Here is a 24,381-nt window from a genome sequence, read left to right on the forward strand (position 1 = left end):
TTGTGGAGCTGAGCGTTGACGACCGTAGGAAGGATCACTCGTGAGCACCGCTTATGACGAGGCGACCGAGGGCAAGGTCTACTCGGTCACCGGAGCCGACTGGGAGCAGGTCGTCACCGGCGTGCGCGACTCCGAGGAAGAGCGCCTGGTCGTCAACATGGGCCCGCAGCACCCGTCCACGCACGGCGTGCTCCGCCTGGTCCTGACGCTCGACGGCGAGACGGTCACCGAGGCGCGCGGCGTCATCGGCTACCTGCACACCGGCATCGAGAAGAACATGGAATACCGGACGTGGACCCAGGGGACCACGTTCGTGACCCGCATGGACTACCTCTCGCCGATCTTCAACGAGACCGCCTACTGCCTCGGCGTGGAGAAGCTGCTCGGCATCGAGGACCGCGTGCCCGACCGGGCGCAGGCCATCCGCGTGATGATGATGGAGCTCAACCGCATCGCCTCGCACCTGGTCGCGATGGGCACGTTCGGCATGGAGCTGGGCGCGACCACGCCGTTCCTCTTCGGGTACCGCGATCGTGAAATGATCATGGACCTGTTCGAGTACATCACCGGCCTGCGCATGAACCACGCCTACATCAGGCCGGGCGGCGTCAGCGTCGACCTGCCGGCGGGCGCGGTCGACAAGATCGGCGAGTTCCTCAAGGAGATGCCCAAGCGGATCAAGGACATCCGCAAGCTCCTCGACGAGAACCCCGTCTACGTGCGCCGCACCAAGGACGTGGCCTACCTCGACCTGACCGGCTGCATGGCGCTCGGTGTCACCGGGCCGATCCTGCGCGCCGCCGGGCTCCCGTGGGACCTGCGCAAGTCGCAGCCCTACTGCGGTTACGAGACCTACGAGTTCGACGTCGCCACCGAGCGCGGCTGCGACGTCTACTCGCGCTACCTCGTCCGCATGAGGGAGATGGAGGAGTCCCTCAAGATCGTCGAGCAGGCCCTGGACCGCATCGCCGGCCCGCTCAAGGGCGACCCGGTGATGATCGAGGACAAGAAGATCGGTTGGCCCGCGCAGCTCGCGCTCGGCCCCGACGGGTTCGGCAACTCGCCCGACCACATCGCCCACATCATGGGCACCTCCATGGAGGCCCTCATCCACCACTTCAAGCTGGTGACCGAGGGCTTCAGGGTGCCGGCCGGGCAGGCGTACGCCAGCATCGAGTCGCCCAAGGGCGAGCTCGGCGCCCACGTGGTCAGCGACGGGGGCACCCGGCCCTACCGCGTGCACTTCCGCGAGCCGTCCTTCTGCAACCTGCAGAGCTTCCCCGCGATGGCGGAAGGCGGCCAGGTCGCCGACGTGATCGCCGCGGTGGCTTCTATCGACCCCGTCATGGGAGGTGTGGACAGGTGAGCGAGCTTGTCGCGCGCACAATCGGACACAGCACGCAGGTCATGAGCGCGCCGGAGGCGCGGTCATGACGTATTCACCGGAGGTCCGGGAGCGTCTGGAGCGGGACGCCAAGGAGATCATCGGGCGTTACCCCAAGACCCGCTCGGCCCTGCTGCCGCTGCTCCACCTCGTGCAGTCCGAGGACGGTTACGTCTCGGACGACGGGCAGGAGTTCTGCGCGGAGATGCTCGGCCTCAGCAAGGCCGAGGTCACGGGCGTCGCGACCTTCTACACCATGTACAAGCGCAAGCCCGCCGGCGACTTCCACGTCGGCGTGTGCATCAACGCGCTGTGCGCGGTCATGGGCGGCGACGAGATCTGGGAGGAGCTGACGGAGCACGTCGGCGTCGGTCACGACGAGGCGACCCCGGACGGCAAGGTCTCGCTGGAGCGCCTGGAGTGCAACGCGGCCTGCGACTTCGCCCCGGTCATGATGGTCAACTGGGAGTTCTTCGACAACCAGACGCCCGAGTCGGCCAAGCAGCTCGTCGACGACCTGCGTGACGGCAAGGACGTGCGGCCCACGCGCGGCCCGAAGAAGCTGTGCACCTTCAAGGAAGCCTCGCGCGTGCTCGCCGGCCTGCCCGACGACCTCGCGGGTGACGGCCCGTCGGCCGCCGGCCCCTCGCTGGAGGGCCTCAAGGTCGCCAAGGCCAAGGGATGGAAGGCCCCCGAAGCATGAGCACGACTCTGACACCGGTCCTGACGGCCAACTGGGACCAGCCCAACTCCTTCACGCTCGACGTCTACGGCGCGTATGAGGCGGCCAAGAAGGCGTTGGGCATGGACCCCGACGCCGTCATCCAGGCCGTCAAGGACTCGGGCCTGCGCGGCCGCGGCGGCGCCGGCTTCCCGACCGGCATGAAGTGGGGCTTCATCCCGCAGGGCGACGGCAAGCCGCACTATCTCGTCGTCAACGCCGACGAGTCGGAGCCGGGCACCTGCAAGGACATCCCGCTGATGATGGCCAACCCGCACTCGCTGGTCGAGGGCATCATCATCACGTCGTACGCGATCCGGGCCAACCAGGCCTTCATCTACGTGCGCGGCGAGGTGCTGCACGTGATCCGGCGGCTGCACGCGGCCGTACGGGAGGCGTACGAGAAGGGTTATCTCGGCACCGACATCTTCGGCTCGGGATACGACCTCGAACTCGTCGTGCACAGTGGCGCGGGCGCCTACATCTGCGGCGAGGAGACGGCGCTGCTCGACTCGCTCGAAGGCTTCAGAGGTCAACCGCGGCTCAAGCCCCCGTTCCCGGCCGTGGCGGGCCTGTACGCCTCGCCTACTGTCGTGAACAACGTCGAGTCGATCGCGAGTGTTCCCTCGATCATCGCCAACGGCGCCGACTGGTTCGCCGGGATGGGCACCGAGAAGTCCAAGGGCTTCGGCATCTTCTCCCTCAGCGGCCACGTCACCAGGCCCGGCCAGTACGAGGCCCCGCTCGGCATCACGCTGCGCGAGCTGCTCGACATGGCCGGCGGCATCCGCGAGGGGCACCAGATCAAGTTCTGGACCCCGGGCGGCTCCTCCACGCCCATCTTCACCGACGAGCACCTCGACGTGCCGCTCGACTTCGAGGCGGTCGGCGCCAAGGGCTCGATGCTGGGCACCCGCGCGCTGCAGATCTTCGACGAGACCACCTGCGTGGTCCGCACGGTGCTGCGCTGGACCGAGTTCTACGCCCACGAGTCCTGCGGCAAGTGCACGCCCTGCCGCGAGGGCACGTACTGGCTCAAGCAGGTGCTCAAGCGCCTGGAGAAGGGCCAGGGCACGGAGGAGGACCTGTCCACGATCACCGACATCGCGGACAACATCCTGGGTCGCTCGTTCTGCGCTCTGGGCGACGGCGCGACCAGCCCGATCCACTCCTCGGTGAAGTACTTCCGCGAGGAGTACCTCAAGCACTTCGAGATCGGCGGCTGCCCGTTCGACCCGAAGAAGTCCACTCTCTGGGGTGAGCAGTGACCGTCGTAGAGACCGAAACGAACCTGGTGACCCTGACCATCGACGGGTTCCAGGTCAGTGTCCCCAAGGGCACTCTGATCATCAGGGCCGCCGAGCTGCTGGGCATCCAGATCCCCAGGTTCTGCGACCACCCCCTGCTCGACCCGGCGGCCAACTGCCGCCAGTGTCTCGTCGACATCCCCGACGCGGGCAACGGCCGCGGCTTCCCCAAGCCGCAGCCGTCGTGCGCGATCGAGGTCGCCGAGAACATGGTCGTGCAGACCCAGCTCACCTCGCCGGTCGCCGAGAAGGCGCAGCGCGGGGCGATGGAGCTGCTGCTCATGAACCACCCGCTGGACTGCCCGGTCTGCGACAAGGGCGGCGAGTGCCCCCTGCAGAACCAGGCCATGTCCAACGGTCAGGGCGAGACCCGGTTCCAGGAGCAGAAGCGGACCTTCCCCAAGCCGCTGCCGCTGTCCACGCAGGTGCTGCTCGACCGCGAGCGCTGCGTCCAGTGCGCGCGCTGCATCCGGTTCTCGGACCAGATCGCCGGTGACCCGCTCATCGAGTTCTTCGAGCGCGGGGCCAAGGAGCAGGTGCGTACGGCCGAGGGCAAGCCGTTCAACTCCTACTTCTCCGGCAACACGGTGCAGATCTGCCCGGTCGGCGCGCTCACCGGCGCCGCCTACCGGTTCCGGGCCCGCCCGTTCGACCTGGTCTCCACGCCCAGCGCGTGCGAGCACTGCGCCTCCGGCTGCGCCCAGCGCACCGATCACCGGCGCGGCCGGGTCACCCGCCGCCTGGCGGGCAACGACCCGCAGGTGAACGAGGAGTGGAACTGCGACAAGGGCCGCTGGGCGTTCTCGTACGCCACGCAGCCCGACCGCCTCAAGCAGCCGCTGGTCCGCAACGAGGAGGGCGTGCTCGTGCCCGCCTCGTGGCCTGAGGCGCTCGCGGTGGCCGCCGAGGGGCTGGCCAAGGCCCGCGGCAAGGCCGGCGTGCTGGTCGGCGGCCGGGTCACGGTCGAGGACGCCTACGCGTACGCCAAGTTCGCCAGGACCGCGCTCGCCACCAACGACGTCGACTTCCGCGCCCGGCCGCACTCCGGCGAGGAGGCGCAGTTCCTGGCGCACGCGGTGGCCGGCAGGGGCATCGAGATCAGCTACGCCGACCTCGAGAACGCCCCGCACGTGCTGCTCGTCGGGTTCGAGCCCGAGGAGGAGTCGCCGATCGTCTTCCTGCGCCTGCGCAAGGCGTGGATGAAGAAGGGCCTCAAGGTCTCGGCGATCGCGCCGTTCGCCTCCGCCGGGCTGGCGAAGATGGGCGGCACGCTCATCCGCACCGTCCCGGGCGCCGAGGCCGACGCGATCGGCGACCTGGTGGGCACGCTGGCCGAGGGCACGATCGTGCTGGCCGGCGAGCGCCTGGCCACCGTGCCGGGCGCCCTGTCCGCTCTCATTCGCCTCGCCGCCGCCTCCGACGCCAGGCTCGCCTGGATCCCGCGGCGGGCCGGCGAGCGCGGCGCGGTCGAGGCCGGCGCGCTGCCCAACCTGCTGCCGATCGGCCGTCCGGTGGACGACGAGAGCGCCAGGGCCGAGGTCGCCAGGGCGTGGAACGTGGCCTCGCTGCCCGCCACCCCGGGCCGCGACACGGCCGGCATCCTCGCCGCCGCCCGCGACGGCGAGCTGGACGCGCTGGTCGTGGCCGGCGTGGACCCCTACGACCTGGCCGACCCGGCGGCGGCGCTCGAAGCACTCGAGCACACGCCGTTCATCGTCAGCCTGGAGATCCGCGCCAGCGCCGTCACCGACCGCGCCGACGTGGTCCTGCCCGTCGCCTCCGTCCAGGAGAAGGGCGGCACGTTCGTCAACTGGGAGGGCAGGGGCCGCTCGTTCGAGGCGCCGCTCAAGGTGCCGGGCCTGCAGTCCGACCTCGCCGTGATCGGCAACCTGGCCGACCGGATGGACGTCCACCTCGGCCTGCCGGACGCCAAGGCCGCCCGGCGCGAGCTGTCCGGCCTGGGCTCCTGGCGGGGCAGCCGGGTCAACGCGCCGAACGCCCTGACCCGCACCCAGGAGGTGCCGGAGCCGGGCCAGGCGCTGCTGGCGACCTGGCACCTGCTGCTCGACGAGGGCAGGCTGCAGGACGGCGAGCCCTACCTCGCGGGCACCGCCCGCACCGCCGAAGCACTGGTCTCCGAGAGCACGGCAGCCGAGCTCGGCGTCGCCGACGGCGACAAGCTCGTCGTCGGCGAGGTCGTCACCCTGCCGGTGCGCATCGCCGACCTGCCGGACCGCGTGGTCTGGGTGCCGGCGAACTCCGGCGGCTGCTCGGTCACGCGTGACCTGCGCGCGGTGGCCGGCGACATCGTCACCATCGGGAGCGCGTCATGAGTCCCACCCTGGAGAACTTCGGCCACGATCCGCTGTGGATCACCATCATCAAGGCCGTGATGCTGTTCGTCTTCCTGATGCTGGGCGTCCTGTTCGGTGTCTGGTTCGAGCGCAAGCTGATCTCGCGGATGCAGAACCGCTACGGGCCCAACCGGGCCGGTAAGTTCGGCCTGCTGCAGTCGGTCGCCGACGGCCTGAAGATGGGCCTGAAGGAGGACCTCTTCCCGCGGACCGTGGACAAGGTGCTCTACCTGCTGGCTCCGATCATCATGGTCGTGCCGGCGTTCCTGGCCTTCTCCATCGTGCCGTTCGGGCCGGTCGTGAACCTGTTCGGCGTGCAGACGCCGCTGCAGCTGGTCGACCTGCCGGTGGCGGTGCTGTTCATGCTGGCCATGGGCGCGGTGTCGGTCTACGGCGTGGTGCTGGCCGGGTGGTCGTCGCGTTCGCCGTACGCGCTGCTGGGCGGTCTGCGCTCGGCGGCCCAGGTGGTCTCCTACGAGATCGCGATGGGTCTGTCGTTCGTGGCCATCTTCCTGTTCGCCGGGACGCTGTCCACCTCGGAGATCGTCAAGGCGCAGGAGCAGACCTGGTTCGCGGTGCTGCTGATCCCGTCGTTCCTGGTCTACGTGATCTGCATGTTCGGTGAGGCCGCGCGGATCCCGTTCGACCTGCCCGAGGGCGAGGGCGAGCTGGTCGGTGGCTTCCAGACCGAATACTCCTCGTCGCTGAAGTTCGCCCTGATCATGATGGGCGAATACCTGCACACCTTCACCGCTTCCGGCATCGCCGTGACGCTGTTCCTGGGCGGCTGGCGGGCGCCGCTGCCGATGGACTGGGAGTGGGCCCACACGGGCTGGGTGCCGGCGCTGTGGTTCTTCATCAAGTTCGTGCTGACCTTCTGCTTCATCGTGTGGGTGCGGGCCTCGCTGCCGCGCGTGCGTTACGACCAGCTCATGTCGCTGGGCTGGAAGGTGCTGATCCCGGTCAACCTGGCCTGGATCCTGCTGGTGGCCGCGGTGCGCAACGTGGTGGTCAACGAGGGCAACCGGATGATCGGCATCGCGGTCGGCGCGGTGATCGTGGTCGGCGCCCTGGCCATCTGGATGCGCTTCGACACCGTCAACCAACGGCGCAAGGAAGCGAAGAAGGCTCAGGTGGAGGCCGAGTTCGAGGAACTGTCCAACGAGCCGACGGCCGGCGGCTTCCCTGTGCCGCCGCTCGACCTGCCGCACTACCACGGGGTGCAGCACAAGGAGATTCCCAGTGGGACTAACTGATTGGCTGAACCCCGTCAAGGGCTTCGGGGTCACCTTCCACACGATGTTCAAGAAGCCCGTCACGACGAACTACCCGGAGGAGAAGAAGCCGACGGCTCCTCGCTTCCACGGGCGTCACCAGCTCAACCGCTGGCCTGACGGGCTGGAGAAGTGCGTCGGGTGCGAGCTGTGCGCCTGGGCGTGCCCGGCCGACGCGATCTACGTGGAGGGCGCGGACAACACCGACGAGGAGCGCTTCTCGCCGGGCGAGCGTTACGGGCGCACGTACCAGATCAACTATCTGCGGTGCATCCTGTGCGGCCTGTGCATCGAGGCCTGCCCGACCCGCGCGCTCACCATGACCAACGAGTACGAGCTCGCCGACACCAACCGCGAGAGCCTCATCTACACCAAGGAGATGCTGCTCGCGCCCCTGACCCAGGGCATGGAACAGCCGCCGCACCCCATGCGGCTCGGTGAGACCGAAGAGGACTACTACCGGCTGGGGCGGACCAATGGGTGAGACCATCACTTTCTGGGTGCTCGCCGTCGTCTCCGTCGGTGCGGCACTCGGCATGGTCTTCAACCGCAAGGCCGTGTACTCCGCGCTGATGCTCGGCACCGTGATGCTCTGCCTGGCCGTCCTGTACGCCGTGCAGGACGCGCCCTTCCTGGCCGCGGTGCAGATCATCGTCTACACCGGCGCGATCATGATGCTGTTCCTGTTCGTGCTCATGCTCGTGGGCGTGGACTCGTCCGACTCCTTCGTCGAGACGCTGAAGGGCCAGCGCTTCTGGGCGATCATCGCCGGCCTCGGCTTCCTGGCGCTGATCGTCGCGGCCGTGGGCAACGCGGTGTTCGCGCCCCAGGCCGGGCTGGCGGCGGCCACGCAGCAGGGCGGCTACATCCGCTCGATCGCGCTGCAGCTCTTCACCAAGTACGTGTTCGCGTTCGAGATCACCTCAGCACTGCTGATCACCGCCGCGCTGGCCGCGATGGTGCTGGCACACCGCGAGAAGCTCACCGAGAAGGTCACGCAGAAGGACCTGGCCCGCGCCCGGTTCCTCGGCGACCACCCCTCGCCGCTGCCCGGTCCTGGCACCTACGCCAGGAACAACGCCATCGACATGCCGGCGCTGCTGCCCGACGGGTCGGTCGCGGAGACCTCGGTCAACCGCTACATCGCGCGCTACGACGTCGAGCACGACCACCTGCCGGCGGACCCCAGGCTCGCCGAGGCCATCAAGCACACGGCCGAGCACGACGAGGCGCCGACCGAGGCCGAGCAGGACGCCGAGACCAATGAGGTGACAAAGTGACGACGCACTACCTCGTCCTGTCCGGCCTGCTGTTCGCCATCGGTGCCATGGGCGTGCTGATCAGGCGGAACGCGATCGTGGTGTTCATGTGCGTGGAGCTCATGCTCAACGCCTGCAACCTCGCCTTCGTCACGTTCTCCCGGCAGGTGGGCAACCTGGAGGGCCAGATCATCGCGTTCTTCGTGATGGTGGTGGCCGCGGCCGAGGTCGTGGTGGGCCTGGCCATCATCGTGACGATCTTCCGAACCCGCAGGTCAGCGTCCGTCGACGACGCCAACCTGCTGAAGTACTAAGAGGTGACTGGTGGAATCTCAAATCGCTGAGATCGTCCAGCACACCGGCGGAGTGATCGGCAACGCCTGGCTGATGATCGCCTTCCCGCTTCTGGGAGCGTTCGTCCTGCTGGTGTTCGGCCGGATCACCAACCGCTGGGGCCATCTGCTGGGCGTGGCCATGTCCCTCGCCTCGTTCGTCGTGGCGGTGCTGGCGTTCTTCGAGCTCATCGGGTTCGGGACGGAGGAGCGCCGCCGGGCCGTCCATCTGTACGAGTTCATTCCCAAGCTGGTCGACATGGGGTTGCTCATCGACCCCCTCTCGATCAGCTTCGCGCTGTTGATCACCGGTGTGGGCTCGCTGATCCACATCTACTCGATCGGCTACATGTCGCACGACGAGCACCGGCGCAGGTTCTTCGCCTACCTGAACCTGTTCGTGGCCGCGATGCTCCTGCTGGTGCTGGCCGACAACTACGTGGGCCTGTTCATCGGCTGGGAGGGCGTCGGTCTGGCGTCGTACCTGCTGATCGGGTTCTGGCAGTTCAAGCCGACGGCGGCGGTCGCGGCGAAGAAGGCGTTCGTCGTCAACCGCGTCGGTGACTTCGGCCTGCTGGTCGGCATGTTCCTGATCCTGCCCGCGTTCGGCACGCTGTCGTTCAAGGGCATCGCCGAGTACACCGGCCCCGCCCCGTCGCAGGGCATCATGCTCGCCATCGGCCTGCTGCTGCTCCTCGGCGCCTGCGGTAAGTCGGCGCAGCTCCCGCTGCAGTCCTGGCTGCTCGACGCCATGGAGGGCCCGACCCCGGTCTCGGCCCTGATCCACGCCGCGACCATGGTCACCGCCGGGGTCTACCTGGTGGTCCGCTCGGGGGCGTTCTTCTTCCCCGAGGGCTCGGGCGCCGCGCTCGCCGTGGCCATCGTCGGCGCGGCCACGCTGCTCGCCGGTGCGATCATCGGTTGCGCGAAGGACGACATCAAGAAGGGCCTGGCCGGCTCGACGATGTCGCAGATCGGCTACATGATGCTCGGCGCGGGCCTCGGCCCGGTGGGCTACGCCTTCGCGATCGGCCACCTGATCACGCACGGCTTCTTCAAGGCCAACATGTTCCTCGGCGCCGGCTCCGTCATGCACGGCATGAACGACGAGGTCGACATGCGGAAGTACGGCGGCCTGCGCAAGTTCATGCCGATCACCTTCGTCACGTTCTTCATCGGCTACCTGGCGATCATCGGGTTCCCGCTGCTGTCCGGCTACTTCACCAAGGACGGCATCATCGAGACCGCGGTGCACCACCAGCCGATCCTCGGCTGGCTGGCCGTGCTGGGCGCGGGCATCACCGGCTTCTACATGTCGCGGATGGTCTTCATGACCTTCTTCGGCGAGAAGCGCTGGGCCGAGGACGCCCACCCGCACGAGTCGCCGCTGGTCATGACCGTGCCGCTGATGATCCTGTCGCTCGGCTCGCTGGGCCTGGGCGCCTACCTGGTCCTGAACGGGACGCTGTACGACTTCCTGATGCCGGCCGTGGGCGGCACGCCCGAGCAGAGGCCGCACTTCGACCCGTTCACCACGCCGGGTCTGGCCACGCTCGCGCTCGTCGCGGTCGGCGTGGTCTTCGCCTGGATGAAGTACGGCCGGGTCGAGGTGCCGGCGGTGCAGCCGCGCGGCTCCTTCCTCACCACGTTCGCCCGGCGCGACCTGTACGGTGACGCGCTCAACGAGTCGCTCTTCATGCGCCCCGGCCAGTGGCTGACCCGCCTCGCGGTGTTCTTCGACAACCGCGGCGTCGACGGGATCGTCAACGGGCTGGCGGCGGGCATCGGCGGCAGCTCCGGGCGCCTGCGCAGGCTCCAGACGGGCTTCGCCAGAACGTACGCGCTGTCCATCCTGATCGGCGCCGCCCTGCTGACCGGCGCCCTGCTCCTCGTTGGGAACATCTGATGTCACCCTGGCTTCCGATACTCATGGCGGTGCCCGTGGTGGGCGCCATCGTGGTGGCCCTGCTTCCCAAGGGCAGTGACAAGCTGGCCAAGCAGGTCACGCTGCTGGTCTCGCTGCTGACGCTGGTCCTGACGGGCGTCATGGCCGCCGGGTTCAAGCCGAACGGCGACCGCTTCCAGTTCACGGCCGAGTACAACTGGATCCCGAGCTTCGGCGTGAAGTTCGGGGTCGGCGTGGACGGCGTGGCGCTCGTGCTCATCGCGCTGTCGGTGGTGCTGGTGCCGATCGTGGTGCTGGCCTCCTGGCACGACGCCGACGGCGTCAAGACCGCCGACGGCACGCTGATCACGCCCAAGCGGTCGGTGAAGACGTACTTCTCGCTGCTGCTCGTGCTCGAGACGATGATGATCGGCGTCTTCGCGGCGACCGACATCTTCCTCTTCTACGTCTTCTTCGAAGCCATGCTGATCCCGATGTACTTCATGATCGGCTCGTACGGCGGTGCCCAGCGGTCCTACGCGGCCGTCAAGTTCCTGCTCTACTCGCTGTTCGGCGGCCTGCTCATGCTGGTCGCGGTCATCGGCCTCTACGTGGTCGCGAACAAGCAGACCTTCATGTTCCCCGAGCTGATCGGGGCCATCCAGGACCCGAACATGCAGAAGTGGCTGTTCGGCGGCTTCTTCATCGCCTTCGCCATCAAGGCGCCGCTCTGGCCGGTGCACACCTGGCTGCCCGACGCGGCCGCCCAGGCCCCGGCCGGTGCCGCGGTGCTGCTGGTGGGTGTGCTGGACAAGGTCGGCACGTTCGGCATGCTGCGCTTCTGCCTGGAGCTGTTCCCCGACGCCGCCAAGGCGTTCACGATGCCGATCGTCGTGCTGGCGGTCATCAGCATCATCTACGGCGCCATCGTGGCCATCGGGCAGACCGACATGAAGCGGCTCATCGCGTACACGTCGATCTCGCACTTCGGCTTCATCGTGCTGGGCGTGTTCGCCATGTCGGACATCGCGCAGTCCGGCGCGGCCCTCTACATGGTCAACCACGGCTTCGCCACCGGCGCGCTGTTCCTGGCCGCCGGGTTCCTCATCGCCAGGCGCGGCTCGCCGTTCATCGGCGACTACGGAGGCGTGCAGAAGGTCGCGCCCGTGCTCGCGGGCTTCTTCCTGGTCGCCGGTCTGGCCGGTCTGTCGCTGCCGGGCCTGTCGTCCTTCGTCAGCGAGTTCATGGTCATGATCGGCACGTACTCCAGCACCGCCCACGGCTCGGGCGCGCTGACGGTGGCGGCGATCATCTCCGCGGTGGCCGTGATCCTGGCGGCCGTCTACATCCTGTGGATGGTCCAGCGGATCATGAACGGGCCGACGGCCGAGCCGGTCAAGGCCTTCAAGGACCTGAACGCCCGCGAGGTGTGGGTGCTGGCTCCGCTGGTCGCCCTGATCATCGGGTTCGGCTTCTTCCCCAAGCCGCTGCTGGACGTGATCAACCCGTCGGTGCAACAGACGCTGACGAACGTGAAGGTACCCACCTCCACCATCGCTGAGAAGGGGACAGGTCAGTGAACCCCGCCATCGAAGCGCCGACGATCGAGTACGGCACGCTGGCGCCGCTGCTGATCATCTTCGGCGCGGCCTGCATCGGCGTGCTCGTCGAGGCGTTCGCGCCGCGCTACCTGCGCAAGTCGATCCACGTGCCGCTCACCCTGCTGAGCCTGGCCGGCGCGTTCGCGCTGGTCCTCGTGCAGACGCTGCGCGGCCAGGTGTCCACCACGGCCTCCGCCATGGGCGCGATCGCCGTGGACGGGCCCTCGCTGTTCATCTGGGGCGTCATCCTCATCCTGTCGTTCGTCTGCGTGCTGCTGATCAACGACGAGGGCCACTTCGTGGCCTCCGCCGCGGCCGTGCCGGGCAGCGCCGACGAGGAGGAGGCCGAGGCCCACGACAACGGCACCGGGCACACCGAGGTCTACCCGCTGGTCCTGTTCGCGGTCGGCGGCATGCTGCTGTTCCCGGCCTCGCACGACCTGCTGATGATGTTCGTGGCCCTCGAGGTCATGTCGCTGCCGCTGTACCTGCTGTGCGGGCTCGCCCGCCGGCGCCGCCTGCTGTCGCAGGAGGCGTCCATGAAGTACTTCCTGCTGGGCGCCTTCTCCTCGGCGTTCTTCCTGTACGGCACCGCGATGATCTATGGCTTCGCGGGCACCGTCTCGCTGCCGGGCATCAACCAGGCCATGGCCGCGGGCAACACGCTCGACCCGCTGCTGCTGATCGGGTTCGCGATGCTCGGCGTGGGCCTGCTGTTCAAGATCGGCGCGGCTCCGTTCCAGGCCTGGAAACCTGACGTCTACCAGGGCGCCCCGACCCCCATCACCGCCCTCATGGCCTCCGGCACGCTGGTGGCCGCCATCGGGGCCGTGCTGCGGGTGTTCTGGGTCGGCCTGGGCAACCTGGACTGGGAGTGGCGGCCGGTCATCTGGGGCGTCGCCGCGCTCACGATGGTCGTCGGCTCGATCCTGGCGATCACGCAGACCGAGATCAAGCGGATGCTCGCGTACTCGTCCATCGCGCACGCCGGCTTCCTGCTGGTCGGTGTGATGGCCACGTTCGGCAGCGCGCAGCAGAACGCCGACTCGCTCAAGGCGATCCTGTTCTACCTGGCGGTCTACGGCATCACCACGGTCGGCGCGTTCGCGGTGCTGACGCTGGTGCGTGACCCGGGCGGCGAGGCGGGGCACCTGTCGCGCTGGGCCGGGCTCGGCAAGCGCGCGCCGGTGCTGTCCGGGGTGTTCGCCTTCTTCCTGCTCGCCTTCGCCGGCATCCCGCTGACGAGCGGCTTCTTCGGCAAGTACGCCGTCTTCGCCGCCGCCCTGAACAGCGGCACCCAGCCCGGCGACTCGATGGGCGGCTGGATGGCCGGCCTGGTCGTCGTGGGCGTCGTCGCCTCCGCGGTCGCGGCGTTCTTCTACGCCCGCGTGATCGTGCTGATGTTCTTCAGCGAGCCGGCGGCCGACGGCCCGGCGATCGCGGCACCCAGTATGGGCACCGTGGCCGTCATCGCAGTTTCGCTGCTGGTTACCGTAGGAGTGGGGCTCTATCCGGAGTCCGTACTCGGTGTTGCCAACGACGCTGCTAGCAGCCTGTTCATTAGATAAGGGGATCTCGTATGTCTGCGCCTCCCGTGGTTGACCTTCCCATTGAGGACGAGCGGTTGGCGCAGGACGTGGCCAACGGACTGGCCGCGGTCGAGAAGCTCCTGCGCTCGTCGGTGGAGAGCGAGGACGCCTTCGTCACGGAGGCGTCCAAGCACCTCATCGAGGCCGGCGGCAAGCGGTTCCGTACCTTGATGGTGCTGCTGGCCGCGCAGTTCGGCGACCCGTCGGCGCCGGGCGTGGTGCCCGGCGCCGTGGTCATCGAGCTGACCCACCTGGGCTCGCTCTACCACGACGACGTCATGGACGAGGCCCCGGTACGCCGGGGCTCACCGTCCGCCAACGCCCGGTGGGACAACACCGTGGCGATCCTCACCGGCGACTACCTGTTCGCCCAGGCCTCGGACATCCTCGCCGACCTCGGTCCCGAGCTGATCCGCATCCAGGCCCAGACGTTCTCCCGCCTCGTACAGGGCCAGATCCGCGAGACCATCGGCCCGCGCGACGACGAGGACCCGATCGCCCACTACCTCAGCGTCCTGTCGGACAAGACGGGCTCGCTCATCGCCGCCTCCGGCCGCTTCGGCGCGCTCCTCTCGGGCGCCCCGGCGGACGTGGAGGAGCGCCTCAGCCGGGCGTGCGAGGCGATCGGGGTGGCCTGGCAGCTCGGGGACGACCTCCTGGACGTGGCCTCGACGGGCGCGCAGTCGGGCAAGACGCCCGGCACGGACCTCCGGGAGGGCATCAAGACCCTCCCGGTCCTGTACGCGCTCGCGGTCGGCGACTCCCCGCGCCTGACGGCCCTGCTGTCGGGCCCGGTGGCCGAGGAGGACGTCGAGGAGGCGCTCACCCTGCTGCGCGCCCACTCCGGCATGGCCCGGGCGCGGGCGGAGCTGGACGCCTGGGTGGACCGGGCCCGCGACGACATCTCGGGCCTGCCCGACATCCCGGCCAAGGACGCGTTCCTGGCGCTATGTGACTACGTGGTCCAGCGCTCCGGCTGACGCCTCACGACGACGACGGCTCCGGGCCGCCCGCGCTGCCCGGAGGCTGTCGTACGTGAAGATCGCCAGGGCCAGCCAGACGATCGAGAACCCGATCCACCGGCTGGACGGCATGACCTCCTTGGCGATCAGCACCCCGCAGGCGAACTGCAGGATCGGCGCGATGTACTGCAACAGCCCGATCGTGCTCAGCGGCACCCGGATGGCCGCGGCCCCGAAGCAGATCAGCGGCACGGCCGTGATGAGGCCCGCTCCGACCAGCAGCGCCGCGTGCGCCACGGTCACCTGCCCGAACGTGGCGTCCCCGGTGCTCTGCAGGAAGGCCAGGTAACCGAGGGCGGGAATCAGCAGGACCAGCGTCTCGACGGCCAGGCTGTCGGTCGCGGCCACGTTGACCTGCTTCTTGATCAGCCCGTACACGCCGAAGCTGACCGCCAGGACGAGCGCCACCCAGGGCAGGCGGCCGTAGTCGAGCGTCAGCACGAGCACCGCCAGCGCCCCGAACCCGACGGCCGCCCACTGCAGCGGCCGCAGCTTCTCGCGCAGCAGCACGACGCCGAACAGCACGTTGACGAGGGGGTTGATGAAGTAGCCGAGGGCGGTCTCCACGACGTGGCCCGCGTTGACGGCGTAGATGTAGGTGCCCCAGTTGACCGTCACGACGACGGCGGCGAGGGCCAGCAGCGCCACCTTGGCCGGCTGCCGGACGATCTGCTTGATCCAGGACCAGTGCTTGCGGACGGCGAGGACGGCCAGGACCATCACCAGCGACCACACCATGCGGTGGGCGAGGATCTCGATGGCGCCGGAGGGCTTGAGGAGGGGCCAGTAGAGGGGGAAGAGCCCCCACATGGTGTAGGCGGCGATCCCGTAGAACACACCACGCCGAAGGTCAGGCATGTAACCGATTTTCGGGCATTACCACCTTTAAACACAAATTTCAGTCTCTGCACGGAAATGTGTAGACATTCTTAAGTGTTGGGGCCTGTATAGGCTGGCGAACGACCTATGGAGGTGGCAGCTATGGGCTGGCTGTTCGGCGGTAACAAGACATCGATGGTTCGGCCCGAGGACGCCCTGCCGGGCCGCCCGGACCCCATCCCCGTGCCGGCCCGTCACGCGGTCCTGGACGCCCCGCCGGCGCCGCCGTACCCGGAGGGCCTGGAGGTCGCCGACTTCGGCCTGGGCTGCTTCTGGGGCGCCGAGCGCAAGTTCTGGCAGACGCCCGGGGTGGTCACGACGGCCGTCGGATACCAGGGGGGCTACACGGCCAACCCGACGTACGAGGAGGTCTGTTCCGGTCTCACGGGGCACGCCGAGGCCGTACGCGTGGTGTTCGACCCGGCGAAGGTCTCGCACGAGGAGCTCCTGAAGGTCTTCTGGGAGGCCCACGACCCCACGCAGGGGATGCGCCAGGGCAACGACGTCGGGACCCAGTACCGGTCGGCGATCTACTACCACTCACCGGAGCAGCAGAAGTCGGCGGAGGCTTCGCGGGAGGCGTACCAGCGGGTGCTGAAGGTGGCGGGGTACGGGGACATCACGACTGAGGTGGCTCCGGCGGGTCCGTTCTACTTCGCGGAGGATTATCACCAGCAGTATCTCCACCGCAACATTAACGGCTACTGCGGGATCGGTGGGACGGGCGTGGCCTGCCCCGTTGGTCTGACAACCAGCGAGTGATGATTCGCGGTACGCCGCCTGGGAGTGAGACGGAGGCTCTGGCCGGAAGTCTCACTCCCGACGAACGCCAGATGATCACTGTCCTCGATCTTCAGCGCCTCGCCCTGGAGAAGGAGGGCATGGTGCCCGAACGTGCGGCGCAGTTCGAGGAGCCGATCTATGGCGTTCTTTCCTCACTCAGGTGGTGGGAGGACTTGATCCATGACATGGAAGGGTGGCCTGGCCAGGTCTTTTGCCCGGTCTACGAGTACCTCAATGAGCTCACCATTCGGGATGGTCTGGAGGAGTACCGCGAGGCTCTGCAAGGGATGGCCCGCACGAAGCTCACCAGCACTTTGGATCGCCTCGACGACCGCTACCGCGCCGTGACGCACGAGGACGGCGGCGCTGAGCTTGCACGGTACTGGCGGCCCCTCGCAGAGGGGAACGAGACCCGATGGTGGTGGACTCGAAGGCCGAACGTTCTACCCCCGGGCTGGTAGCCGATTGTAGCCACGGCGACAACTTTCTCTACAGGGTCAAGGGCGGACCGCTGCGGTCCGCCGGGCGCCAGAGGTCACTAGTTAACGCCGTGACGATCGCTCACTTCGGTACTCTCCGAACCGGCTGGGGCGATCGACTGCCGTGCGGCTTCCGGTGCTTCGGGCCCGGCGGCGCCCTGCGCTCCGGGTCCGCTTGCCACTGGATAACGGGGGTTTCCGGCTGTCGGCGTACGGTTCACTAATACAAGATCAAGTACGCGCATCCCGCAAAAGGATGAAGCATGTCCGTTGCCAGAGCCAACTTGTGGCCGGAGGGAGCAGGCGCAGATCTTGCGTTGTTCCTGGCCTGCTCTTTCGCCCGCACTAATGGTGATCTAGGGTTTGTTACCCGTCTCGCCGCCAGGCCGAGTATCCGCTGGAGGTCTGGTGACTGATCACCGTTCCTTGTCTCCCGGCGACGTGGCGCCGCCACCGAGACCGCACGCAGCGGCAGGGAGTCACCCTAGAGGCCCACGACGCTGGGTCATGGCGGCGGTGGCGGTGATCGTGACGGTCGCGGCGGGGTTGTTCGTGGCTGCCTCTGTGCCGGATGCGGCTCCTTCGTTCCGGCTCATAGGCGAGCCGATCGTCGGCGACCCCAGATGGGCTGGGGCCGTGGCCGTGACGGAGTCCAACGGCCGTACGGTCGCCATCGTCGCGCACGGTGACCAGGCGCAGGTGTGGGATCTGTCCGCAGGCAAGAGACTCGGTACGGCCTTCGACGACGGCCGCAGCGACGCCTTCATCGATGCCCTGGCGGTCGGGTCGATGAACGGCCGGCAGTTCGTCGCCGGCGGTGGCGGCGGCGACCCCATACGGATGTGGGATCTGGCCTCCGGCGAGGACATCGGCGACTTCGTCGGCGTGGGGTCATCGATCGCCCTGGGGCAGGTGAACGGCAAGCCGATCGCGGTCGCCGGAGATCAGGCCGGCCGGGTGGGGGTGTGGCACCTGGGGGCGGGACGGCTGCCGGCCACCATGCTCGTCGCCACCGAAGGGCCGTCTACGCGGCGGCGCTCGGGCAACTCGGCGGACGGATGATCGCGGTCTCCGGCGGCAATGACCGCACCGTGCGGGTATGGGACTTGACCACCGGCAAACAGCTCGGGAACGAGCTCACCGGCCACACCGACTACGTCTTCTCGGTAGCGACCGGGCAGCTCGACGGCAAGACGATCGCGGTGTCGGGAAGCAAGGACGGCACGCTACGGGTGTGGGACGTGGCAGCGGGCAAGCAGCTGGGCGACCCGCTCACCGGCCACACCGCCGAGGTGCGTTCGGTCGCAGTCGGTCAACTGCACGGCGAAACGATCGCGCTTTCCGCTGGCAGCGACGACGGCACCGTGCGGGTCTGGGGGCTGGGGCCCGCGACGGAGTCTTCCAACGGGTGAGACAGGCAGGTCAGGTCACATCCGTCCGGACACGCCAGGTGTTCCCTCCGGTCTCGAGAAAAGCGTGCCTCCGCCTTCATGATCGCCAACGGCCAGAAGGCCGGACTCGAGCTCTGCACCCTTACGCGGACAGCGGTCGTGAACAAGATCAGAAAGCTATGGTCCTGGTGAACTCCCGCCAGAGCGCGCCCGCGTGAGCGTTCCACCGGGCGGACCCGATGTAGTCGTAGCAGTCCACCCACAAGGGCTGTCCGACCTGCACGTCATCGCTCTCGTGATGCAAGCCGCAGCCCTCGGCCGGCCGTGTTCACAGACGGGACGATCCCGGGGTGGACGGCATGGGAGCGTCCGGCCTGACTGCTCGCGGTGCGCGTGGACGGCTCCGAAGGATGGGGCGGTAAGGTGACGAACGATTTGTGAAGAACTCGAACGGCTACTGCGGGATCGGCGGCACCGGCGTCACCTGTCCGGTCGGTCTGGCATGGGGCGACGCGTGAGCCGATGCTCTGCCGTAGGCGCTGCGGTTCTATACAGAAAGATGTACAGTTGATGCATGACTGTTCTGCACGATGCTACTGAGCTGAGCGTCACGGAGGCGGCCCAGCGAGGCGTTGCCCGCCTGGTGGCTGATGCGGAGCAGGGGGCCGATCTGGTGGTCACCCGTCGGCATCAGCCAGTGGCGGCCGTGGTGAGTATTCGTCGGCTCAATGAGCTGGAGGAGGCGGCGGCTGATCTGCGTGATCTGGCGCTGGTGCTTGCCCGTTCGGTCACGGACACGGGGGAGCGGGTCTCACTCGATGAGGTGCTTGCCGCTTTCGGGCATACTCGCGAGTCGCTGTCCGCCATCCCAGACGATGAGTGAATCGTGTCCGACGTCGTCTTCACGGCGCCGGCAGTCGACGACCTCCGGCGCATTGGCCCAGACGCGGTACCCAAGGTGCTCAAGAAGATCCTTCTCCTGCTGGACAACCCTGAAGCTGGTTACCCGCTTGGCGGGGAACTGACCGGTTTCCGGAAGCTGGTGGTCGGTCGCAACACCTGGCGTGTCGTCTACCGCATAACTGAGGACAAGTCGGTGGAGATCTGCGAGGTGTGGGCTGTCGGTGAACGTGCTGACGCGGAAGTGTACGCGGAGGCGACGGCGAGGGTCCGTGAGGCGGGTGCAGGCCGTCCTGAGATCATCCAGCTCGGCCAGGTGATCGAACGCCTGGGCACGCTGGCCGATCATATTCGGGTGGAGAAAGCACCTCCTAGGGAATCGGTTCCAGATTGGCTCGCGGACCGGTTGATCTACACAGTGGGGATGGCGCGTGAGGACGTTGCCGCTCTTGACCTTCAAGAGGCAGTCGACATGTGGGCTGAGTACCGGTCCAAGCCACATTAGGTCGTGCATCTATTGCCCGAAGCGAAGCGCTATCACCAGAAATGTCTTTTGGAGTACTCAACGGGCTACTGCGGTATCGGTGGCAAGGGTCGCGTGCCTGGCCGGGGATGCGGACGATGTCCTCAGGGGGCGGGTGTTGCTCGCGTGCGACGTGGCTGCCCCGTATGACACGCGTGGGCTGGTGTATCCGGGGTTGACGGGCATGTATCGGGTGAGATCGTCGGCCTGAGGAGAGGGGAAGCCGATGGTGCGTCGTCCCGAGATCGTTCACGTGCGGACCAATCTGGGGTTGGTGCCTGGGGTTGAGCGGCTGGGTGAGGTGCTGTTGGGGGAAGGGTTGGCGGAGGGGATCGGGGCGAGGGTCGGGGCGGTGGTGGAGGCGCCGGCGTACTCGGGGGAGCGGGTTCATCCGAGTCGGCTGCTCAATGCCGAGGCGATGGGTGAGGTGGCGCTGCGCCAGGCCCTCGTGGTGGCGGACGTGATCGAGGGTGGCCGGTTGCCTGTGGTGCTTGGTGGGGACGACAGCGTGATCTTCGGTAGTTTGCTGGCGTTGCGGCGGCGAGGGGCCTACGGGTTGGTGTTTCTGGATGCGCACACCGACTTCTATCCACCTGGCGACTCGCCGACGGGGCAGGCGTCGGACTCTGAGGTGTATCTCGCGTTCGGCAACGGTGCGGAAGTGATCGCGAACCTGGACGGTGCGCGGCCGCTGGTCGATCCTCGGGCGGCGGTGCTGATCGGGCGCCGGGACTCTGACGAGTGGCGGGACACCGGTGCGGCGCTGTCCGCGACCGATGCCCTGGTCGTTTCGCTTGAGGAGGTGCGTGAGAGCGGGGTGGAGGGGGTCGCGCGGCGGGCGCTCGCTCATCTGGACGAGGCGGGGGTCGAAGGGTTTCTGCTGCACATCGATGCCGACGTGCTCGATGATGCGCTCATGCCGGCGGTCGACTACCGCCTGCCCGGTGGGTTGGATCGACGGGAGTTCGGTGTGCTGGTGGGGGCGTTGCTCGCCGATGAACGGGTGGTGTGTGTCGACGTGACGATCTACAATCCTGGGCTCGATCCGGGTGGCGAGGCGGGGCGTGATCTCGCCGGGTGTTTGATCGACGCGTTTGTGCAGGGGCGCGCCGCGTCGTAGCCGCGTCGTCGGTGGTGTTTGTGGCTTGTGCGAGAGGTGGGCGCCGGACATTTGGGTTGTGGTGGGCTAAAGGTGCACTAACCTCTTCGAATGATTTCCTGCCGTGCGATCGTCCCCGCCGAACTCGAACGGGTGACTGCTTGGATCGTGTCCGAGCCTGTCGGCTGGATCCCCGCCGACCGTTACCTCGCGGAGCTGGCCGAGAACATGTACCGGCCGGAGTGGACGTGGATTGCCGAGGTCGGTGACCGGGTGGTGGGGCGGGCGCTGTGGTGGGGGCCGCGGGACAGCGCGTACCCGGTCGCGCTCGACTGCCTCGACGTGGATCCCGCGGTGGGTGAGCGGGCCACCGTCGCCGCCGAGCTGATCAGGGCCGGGCTGGCGGGGTTCCCGCAGCCGGTGCAGTACGCGATCAAGGCGGCCGGCGGCTGGCGCGACGATCCGGCCACCTCGGCGGCCGTCGGATGGCGGCGGGCGGCGGCGCACGCGGCGGGGCTCACCCGGGAGGTGGAGCGGCTGCAGTTCGAGTGGGTGCCGGCCGACGGGGTGCCCGCGGCGACGGGCGTGCTGCGGTTCGCCGAGGCGTCGGACGAGGAGTTCCTGGCGGTGTTCGCGCGGATCGCCGAGGGCAGCCTGGACGCTCACACCCGGGCGAGCCTGGCGGCCAAGGGCGTGGACGCGACGGCGCGTGGAGAGATGGACTTCTATCTCGGCGCGCCGGGCAGACGGGAGTGGTGGCGGCTCGCCTACACGGGCGAGGGCGAGGTGGCCGGCATGGCGATCCCCTCGGCGACGCCGTACAGCGTGAACGTGGGGTATCTCGGGGTGATCCCGGAGTTCCGGGGGCGTGGGTACGTGGACGAGGTGCTCGCCGAGATCACCCGCATCCACGCGGCCGGCGGAGCGTCGCGCATCACCGCCACCACCGACGTGGGCAACGCACCGATGGCGGCCGCGTTCCGGCGCGCCGGATACCGCAACACGGAGATCCGGATCAACCTCTCCAACGACCTGAACTCCTGAGAACCGGGCGCCCCCGTCCGGGGTCGACCGTCGGGCCGGTGCGCCGGCGGTCATCCGGGTGCGGCGGCAACCGGGCGTGGGCGTACGGGGAGTTCGAGGACGGTGGCCTGGATGCCGTCGGCGTCCACGAGGTGGTCTTCCACAGTGGGGCCGGCGACGTCCAGGTGGTGGCGGTCCAGCCAGCCGAACAGGTCCTGCCCGGCTTCGACCAGGGTGGTCGTGGGCGGGACCACGGCGCGTACGACGGTGCGGGTGGGCAGGGTGAGCCGCATTCCGCTGCGGTCCGTGGTCACCGCCGCGGTGAAGGTGCCCGTGGGGTGGCCGCGTAGCCAGGTCAGAAGGGTCGCGAGCGGTGGTGGGCAGATGGCCGCCAGGGCGGACGGATGGTCGAGGCGCAGGTGGCGTACGTGGAGGTGGCGTGGGCCTACCGCGGTCTGCTGCGGCAGGATCGACATCGGGGTGGCGAGGTGGTCTTCGGCGTGAGCCGCGGTGGCGGCCAGCGCGGTGATGTCGCGACGGATGTCCGCCAGGGTCTCGGTCACGGCCTGGCGCAGCTGGGTCTCGGGTGCGTCCAGCAGGTCGACGATCTGGCGGAGCGGGAGGCCGAGGCGGCGTAGGGCGCGGATGCGTTCGAGCCGGGACAGTTCGGTCACGCCGTACCAGCGGTAGCCCGTGGCCTGGTCTGTGGCGGCGGGCATGAGGAGGCCGATCTTGTCGTAGTGGCGCAGCGTGCGTTCGGTGATGCCGACCATGCGTGCCAGTTGCCCGATCCGCCACATTTCGACCTCTCGTATTGACCTTGTCCCTGCGGCAGAGTCCTACGTTCGCCGCCATGACTGACTCCAACGCTGGGCGCCGGCTTGCCGGTGTACTGCTGCTGTGCTCGCTGGTTGCCATGATCTCCGGTGCGGCCCTCGTGGTGCCATCGGGGCTTACCCTGAATCCGGCCGACCCCGCCGCCGCGCTGGCCGCGGTGCGCGAGCAGGCCGGGCTGCATCTGGCCGAGCTGGCCTTCGACGTGCTGGGCTGGCTGGGGCTGACCGCGGCGGGGCTGGTGATGGGCGCCGGTGCGGGCGGGGCGCCCAGGCCGTACCTGGTGGTGCTCGCCGGCGGGCTGCTGGCGGCGGCCGGGGTGGCCGGGCTGCTCCATGACGCCGGGAACCTGGCGTTGACCCAGCTGAGCCCCGTTCCCGCGGTCGCCGGGGCGGTGCTTCTGACCGCCAAGTGGATGGTCAACCTGGCCGGGCTGCTGTGGGCCGCGGCCACCGTCGCCGCGGCGGCCGGCGTGCCGATGCCTGCCGGGCTTCGCCGGGCCGGCTTTTGCGCGGCTCTCTTCGGTCTGGCCGCGGTCGTGCTGCCGTGGACGGCCGGGGCGGAGGGGGTGCCGGTGGCCCTGGAACAGCTCGGGTACGCGCTGCAGTTGCCGGTCATCTTGTGGTACGGCTTGCTGGGCCGGCGGTTTCTGCGGCGTGGGTGACGTACGGAGCGGCGGCCGGGTTCACCGGGGACTCGGCCCGAGATCGGTGGGTGGTGGGATGCCGTGGTCACGGGGTGCCGTCGTGGTGCTCGTGGCGGTGGTTTCGTTGTCGGGTTGCGGGCTTTCCGAGAAGGACCGGTTCGCGCGGTCGGTGGCGAGCATGGAGGAGGTGGCGCGGGCGGCGGGTGACGGGGAACTGCCGCGGGAAATCGGGGCGTTCGAGTTCGAGGAGGTCCATCGGGACGGCGACCGGGTGTATTTCCAGGCGGGCAACAGCACCGGTGGGGTGGATCCCTACGGCTATGTCTGGAGCCCGAACGGCGTGCCGGTCGACACGGACGACTCCGATGCGGTGGCTTCGTCCTTCGAGCATGTGCGGGGTCACTGGTATCGGTGGAGCGACAGCTACTGAGTTCCGCCGTCGATAGGGGCCCTCGACAATGATCGGCGGGGCTGTGATGATCTGCGCGTGGCGCGTTTCAGGGTACGGTTCCGTGGTTACCGCCGGGACCAGGTCGATGAGCTGGCCGAACGCGTCCAGCGGGCGCTCGGTGGCTCCGGGGAGCTGTCGGGGGCGGAGCTGCGCAAGGAGCTCACCGAAGGCGGGCTGGAGCTCGTGCTCAGGGGGTACGACCCCCGCGAGGTCCACGCGGCCCTGGATGAGTGGGTGCGGCGCCTGGACGGTCGATGACGGTCATCGGGCAGATCTCCCTGGGTGTGGGGGATGACGTACGGGCCGCCGGGTTCTGGGGGCGGGCGCTCGGTTACGTGCGCAGGGCGCCGCGGTTCGAGGGTGACGACTGGATCGTGCTGGAGCCGCCGCCGGGTGTGGCCGGGGTCGCGATCGCGCTGGATGTGAGCGAGAGCCCGGCGGAGGAGTTCCCGCGCGTTCATCTCGATCTCCACGCTGGTGATCGTGACCTCGACGAGGAGGTCGAGAGGCTGGTGGCCCTGGGGGCACGGCGCGTGGACTGGGCGCATTATCCGGACGATCCGCGGCCCGAGGAGTGGCCTTATGTGGTGCTCGCCGACACGGAGGGCAACCGGTTCTGTGTGGAGGGACGGCGTGCCGGGTGAC

At 68.5% G+C, this 24,381-nt stretch carries 26 protein-coding genes and 1 pseudogene; 24 read left to right on the forward strand and 3 right to left on the reverse strand.

Annotation, left to right across the window (positions count from 1 at the left end):
* The first annotated feature begins 40 nt into the window (after positions 1-40).
* The 12 genes from ACBJ59_RS35470 to ACBJ59_RS35525 all read left to right on the forward strand — a co-directional run bounded on the left by ACBJ59_RS35470 (position 41) and on the right by ACBJ59_RS35525 (position 14,686).
* Positions 41-1,366: an NADH-quinone oxidoreductase subunit D gene (locus tag ACBJ59_RS35470; RefSeq protein WP_375114554.1), complete on the forward strand. Its 1,326-nt coding sequence runs from the start codon at positions 41-43 to the stop codon at positions 1,364-1,366.
* On the forward strand, positions 1,353-2,087 hold the full coding sequence (gene nuoE / locus ACBJ59_RS35475) for an NADH-quinone oxidoreductase subunit NuoE (protein WP_364126334.1): 735 nt from the start codon (positions 1,353-1,355) through the stop codon (positions 2,085-2,087). Before ACBJ59_RS35470 ends, nuoE begins: the two co-directional genes overlap by 14 nt.
* Positions 2,084-3,373 carry an NADH-quinone oxidoreductase subunit NuoF gene (gene nuoF, locus ACBJ59_RS35480; RefSeq protein WP_375114555.1) on the forward strand — a complete coding sequence of 430 codons (1,290 nt, stop codon included), beginning with the start codon at positions 2,084-2,086 and terminating at the stop codon, positions 3,371-3,373. Before nuoE ends, nuoF begins: the two co-directional genes overlap by 4 nt.
* A complete protein-coding gene (locus ACBJ59_RS35485; protein ID WP_364126338.1) occupies positions 3,370-5,745 on the forward strand; it encodes an NADH-quinone oxidoreductase subunit G in 2,376 nt (791 codons plus the stop codon). Before nuoF ends, ACBJ59_RS35485 begins: the two co-directional genes overlap by 4 nt.
* Positions 5,742-7,022 (forward strand): NADH-quinone oxidoreductase subunit NuoH, encoded by a 1,281-nt coding sequence (nuoH, locus tag ACBJ59_RS35490; RefSeq protein WP_375114556.1) that lies wholly within the window; start codon positions 5,742-5,744, stop codon positions 7,020-7,022. The genes ACBJ59_RS35485 and nuoH overlap by 4 nt, the downstream gene beginning before the upstream one ends.
* The gene (gene nuoI, locus ACBJ59_RS35495; protein WP_375114557.1) at positions 7,009-7,524 is read left to right on the forward strand and encodes an NADH-quinone oxidoreductase subunit NuoI; all 516 of its coding nucleotides are present in this window, start codon (positions 7,009-7,011) and stop codon (positions 7,522-7,524) included. The genes nuoH and nuoI overlap by 14 nt, the downstream gene beginning before the upstream one ends.
* Complete coding sequence (locus tag ACBJ59_RS35500; RefSeq protein WP_364130615.1) at positions 7,517-8,320, forward strand: NADH-quinone oxidoreductase subunit J; 804 nt, start codon at positions 7,517-7,519, stop codon at positions 8,318-8,320. Before nuoI ends, ACBJ59_RS35500 begins: the two co-directional genes overlap by 8 nt.
* Positions 8,317-8,613, forward strand: coding sequence for an NADH-quinone oxidoreductase subunit NuoK (gene nuoK / locus ACBJ59_RS35505; RefSeq protein ID WP_020542667.1), 297 nt, complete (start codon positions 8,317-8,319; stop codon positions 8,611-8,613). The genes ACBJ59_RS35500 and nuoK overlap by 4 nt, the downstream gene beginning before the upstream one ends.
* 73 nt (positions 8,614-8,686) lie before the next feature.
* Entirely contained in the window at positions 8,687-10,537 is a 1,851-nt protein-coding gene (gene nuoL, locus ACBJ59_RS35510; protein WP_375114866.1) for an NADH-quinone oxidoreductase subunit L, read from the forward strand.
* Complete coding sequence (locus ACBJ59_RS35515) at positions 10,537-12,096, forward strand: NADH-quinone oxidoreductase subunit M (protein WP_375114558.1); 1,560 nt, start codon at positions 10,537-10,539, stop codon at positions 12,094-12,096. Before nuoL ends, ACBJ59_RS35515 begins: the two co-directional genes overlap by 1 nt.
* Positions 12,093-13,685 (forward strand): NADH-quinone oxidoreductase subunit NuoN, encoded by a 1,593-nt coding sequence (gene nuoN, locus ACBJ59_RS35520; RefSeq protein ID WP_375114559.1) that lies wholly within the window; start codon positions 12,093-12,095, stop codon positions 13,683-13,685. The genes ACBJ59_RS35515 and nuoN overlap by 4 nt, the downstream gene beginning before the upstream one ends.
* A gap of 11 nt (positions 13,686-13,696) precedes the next feature.
* Positions 13,697-14,686, forward strand: coding sequence for a polyprenyl synthetase family protein (locus tag ACBJ59_RS35525; RefSeq protein ID WP_375114560.1), 990 nt, complete (start codon positions 13,697-13,699; stop codon positions 14,684-14,686).
* On the opposite strand, the gene rarD is transcribed toward ACBJ59_RS35525, so the two are convergent.
* Complete coding sequence (gene rarD / locus ACBJ59_RS35530) at positions 14,654-15,586, reverse strand: EamA family transporter RarD (protein WP_375114561.1); 933 nt, start codon at positions 15,584-15,586, stop codon at positions 14,654-14,656. The genes ACBJ59_RS35525 and rarD overlap by 33 nt on opposite strands.
* A gap of 123 nt (positions 15,587-15,709) precedes the next feature.
* On the opposite strand from rarD, the gene msrA reads away from it, so the two are divergent.
* The 4 genes from msrA to ACBJ59_RS35550 all read left to right on the forward strand — a co-directional run bounded on the left by msrA (position 15,710) and on the right by ACBJ59_RS35550 (position 18,281).
* Positions 15,710-16,369 (forward strand): peptide-methionine (S)-S-oxide reductase MsrA, encoded by a 660-nt coding sequence (gene msrA, locus ACBJ59_RS35535; RefSeq protein ID WP_375114562.1) that lies wholly within the window; start codon positions 15,710-15,712, stop codon positions 16,367-16,369.
* A gap of 71 nt (positions 16,370-16,440) precedes the next feature.
* Positions 16,441-16,851 carry a hypothetical protein gene (locus ACBJ59_RS35540; RefSeq protein WP_375114563.1) on the forward strand — a complete coding sequence of 137 codons (411 nt, stop codon included), beginning with the start codon at positions 16,441-16,443 and terminating at the stop codon, positions 16,849-16,851.
* 525 nt (positions 16,852-17,376) lie between these two features.
* Complete coding sequence (locus ACBJ59_RS35545; RefSeq protein ID WP_375114564.1) at positions 17,377-17,931, forward strand: hypothetical protein; 555 nt, start codon at positions 17,377-17,379, stop codon at positions 17,929-17,931.
* A complete protein-coding gene (locus tag ACBJ59_RS35550) occupies positions 17,835-18,281 on the forward strand; it encodes a hypothetical protein (protein ID WP_375114565.1) in 447 nt (148 codons plus the stop codon). Before ACBJ59_RS35545 ends, ACBJ59_RS35550 begins: the two co-directional genes overlap by 97 nt.
* Positions 18,282-18,429: 148 nt before the next feature.
* On the opposite strand, the pseudogene ACBJ59_RS35555 reads toward ACBJ59_RS35550, so the two are convergent.
* A pseudogene (locus ACBJ59_RS35555) lies at positions 18,430-18,567 on the reverse strand (replication initiator); the annotation flags it as partial.
* A 267-nt stretch (positions 18,568-18,834) separates the two neighbouring features.
* Between ACBJ59_RS35555 and ACBJ59_RS35560 the strand changes: the two are divergent.
* The 4 genes from ACBJ59_RS35560 (at position 18,835) to ACBJ59_RS35575 (ending at position 21,826) form a co-directional block, all read left to right on the forward strand.
* Positions 18,835-19,143, forward strand: a complete 309-nt coding sequence (locus ACBJ59_RS35560; protein ID WP_185084420.1) for a type II toxin-antitoxin system prevent-host-death family antitoxin — start codon at positions 18,835-18,837, stop codon at positions 19,141-19,143.
* Between the two features lie 3 nt (positions 19,144-19,146).
* A complete protein-coding gene (locus ACBJ59_RS35565; protein WP_375114566.1) occupies positions 19,147-19,665 on the forward strand; it encodes a type II toxin-antitoxin system RelE/ParE family toxin in 519 nt (172 codons plus the stop codon).
* 244 nt (positions 19,666-19,909) lie between these two features.
* Positions 19,910-20,803, forward strand: coding sequence for an arginase family protein (locus ACBJ59_RS35570; RefSeq protein ID WP_375114567.1), 894 nt, complete (start codon positions 19,910-19,912; stop codon positions 20,801-20,803).
* 90 nt (positions 20,804-20,893) lie between these two features.
* The gene (locus ACBJ59_RS35575; protein ID WP_375114568.1) at positions 20,894-21,826 is read left to right on the forward strand and encodes a GNAT family N-acetyltransferase; all 933 of its coding nucleotides are present in this window, start codon (positions 20,894-20,896) and stop codon (positions 21,824-21,826) included.
* Positions 21,827-21,876: 50 nt separating this feature from the next.
* Here the strand turns inward: ACBJ59_RS35575 and ACBJ59_RS35580 are convergent, their stop codons facing one another.
* Positions 21,877-22,605, reverse strand: a complete 729-nt coding sequence (locus tag ACBJ59_RS35580) for a MerR family transcriptional regulator (RefSeq protein ID WP_375114569.1) — start codon at positions 22,603-22,605, stop codon at positions 21,877-21,879.
* A 53-nt stretch (positions 22,606-22,658) separates the two neighbouring features.
* Here ACBJ59_RS35580 and ACBJ59_RS35585 point away from each other — a divergent pair, with 53 nt between their 5' ends.
* The 4 genes from ACBJ59_RS35585 (at position 22,659) to ACBJ59_RS35600 (ending at position 24,380) form a co-directional block, all read left to right on the forward strand.
* Complete coding sequence (locus ACBJ59_RS35585) at positions 22,659-23,303, forward strand: hypothetical protein (protein ID WP_375114570.1); 645 nt, start codon at positions 22,659-22,661, stop codon at positions 23,301-23,303.
* An 82-nt stretch (positions 23,304-23,385) separates the two neighbouring features.
* On the forward strand, positions 23,386-23,715 hold the full coding sequence (locus ACBJ59_RS35590) for a hypothetical protein (protein ID WP_375114571.1): 330 nt from the start codon (positions 23,386-23,388) through the stop codon (positions 23,713-23,715).
* Between the two features lie 57 nt (positions 23,716-23,772).
* On the forward strand, positions 23,773-23,994 hold the full coding sequence (locus ACBJ59_RS35595; RefSeq protein WP_375114572.1) for a DivIVA domain-containing protein: 222 nt from the start codon (positions 23,773-23,775) through the stop codon (positions 23,992-23,994).
* Positions 23,991-24,380, forward strand: coding sequence for a VOC family protein (locus tag ACBJ59_RS35600; RefSeq protein WP_375114573.1), 390 nt, complete (start codon positions 23,991-23,993; stop codon positions 24,378-24,380). The genes ACBJ59_RS35595 and ACBJ59_RS35600 overlap by 4 nt, the downstream gene beginning before the upstream one ends.
* Position 24,381 lies beyond the last annotated feature (1 nt).

Source organism: Nonomuraea sp. MTCD27 (assembly GCF_041950495.1).
Taxonomy (GTDB): Bacteria; Actinomycetota; Actinomycetes; order Streptosporangiales; family Streptosporangiaceae; genus Nonomuraea.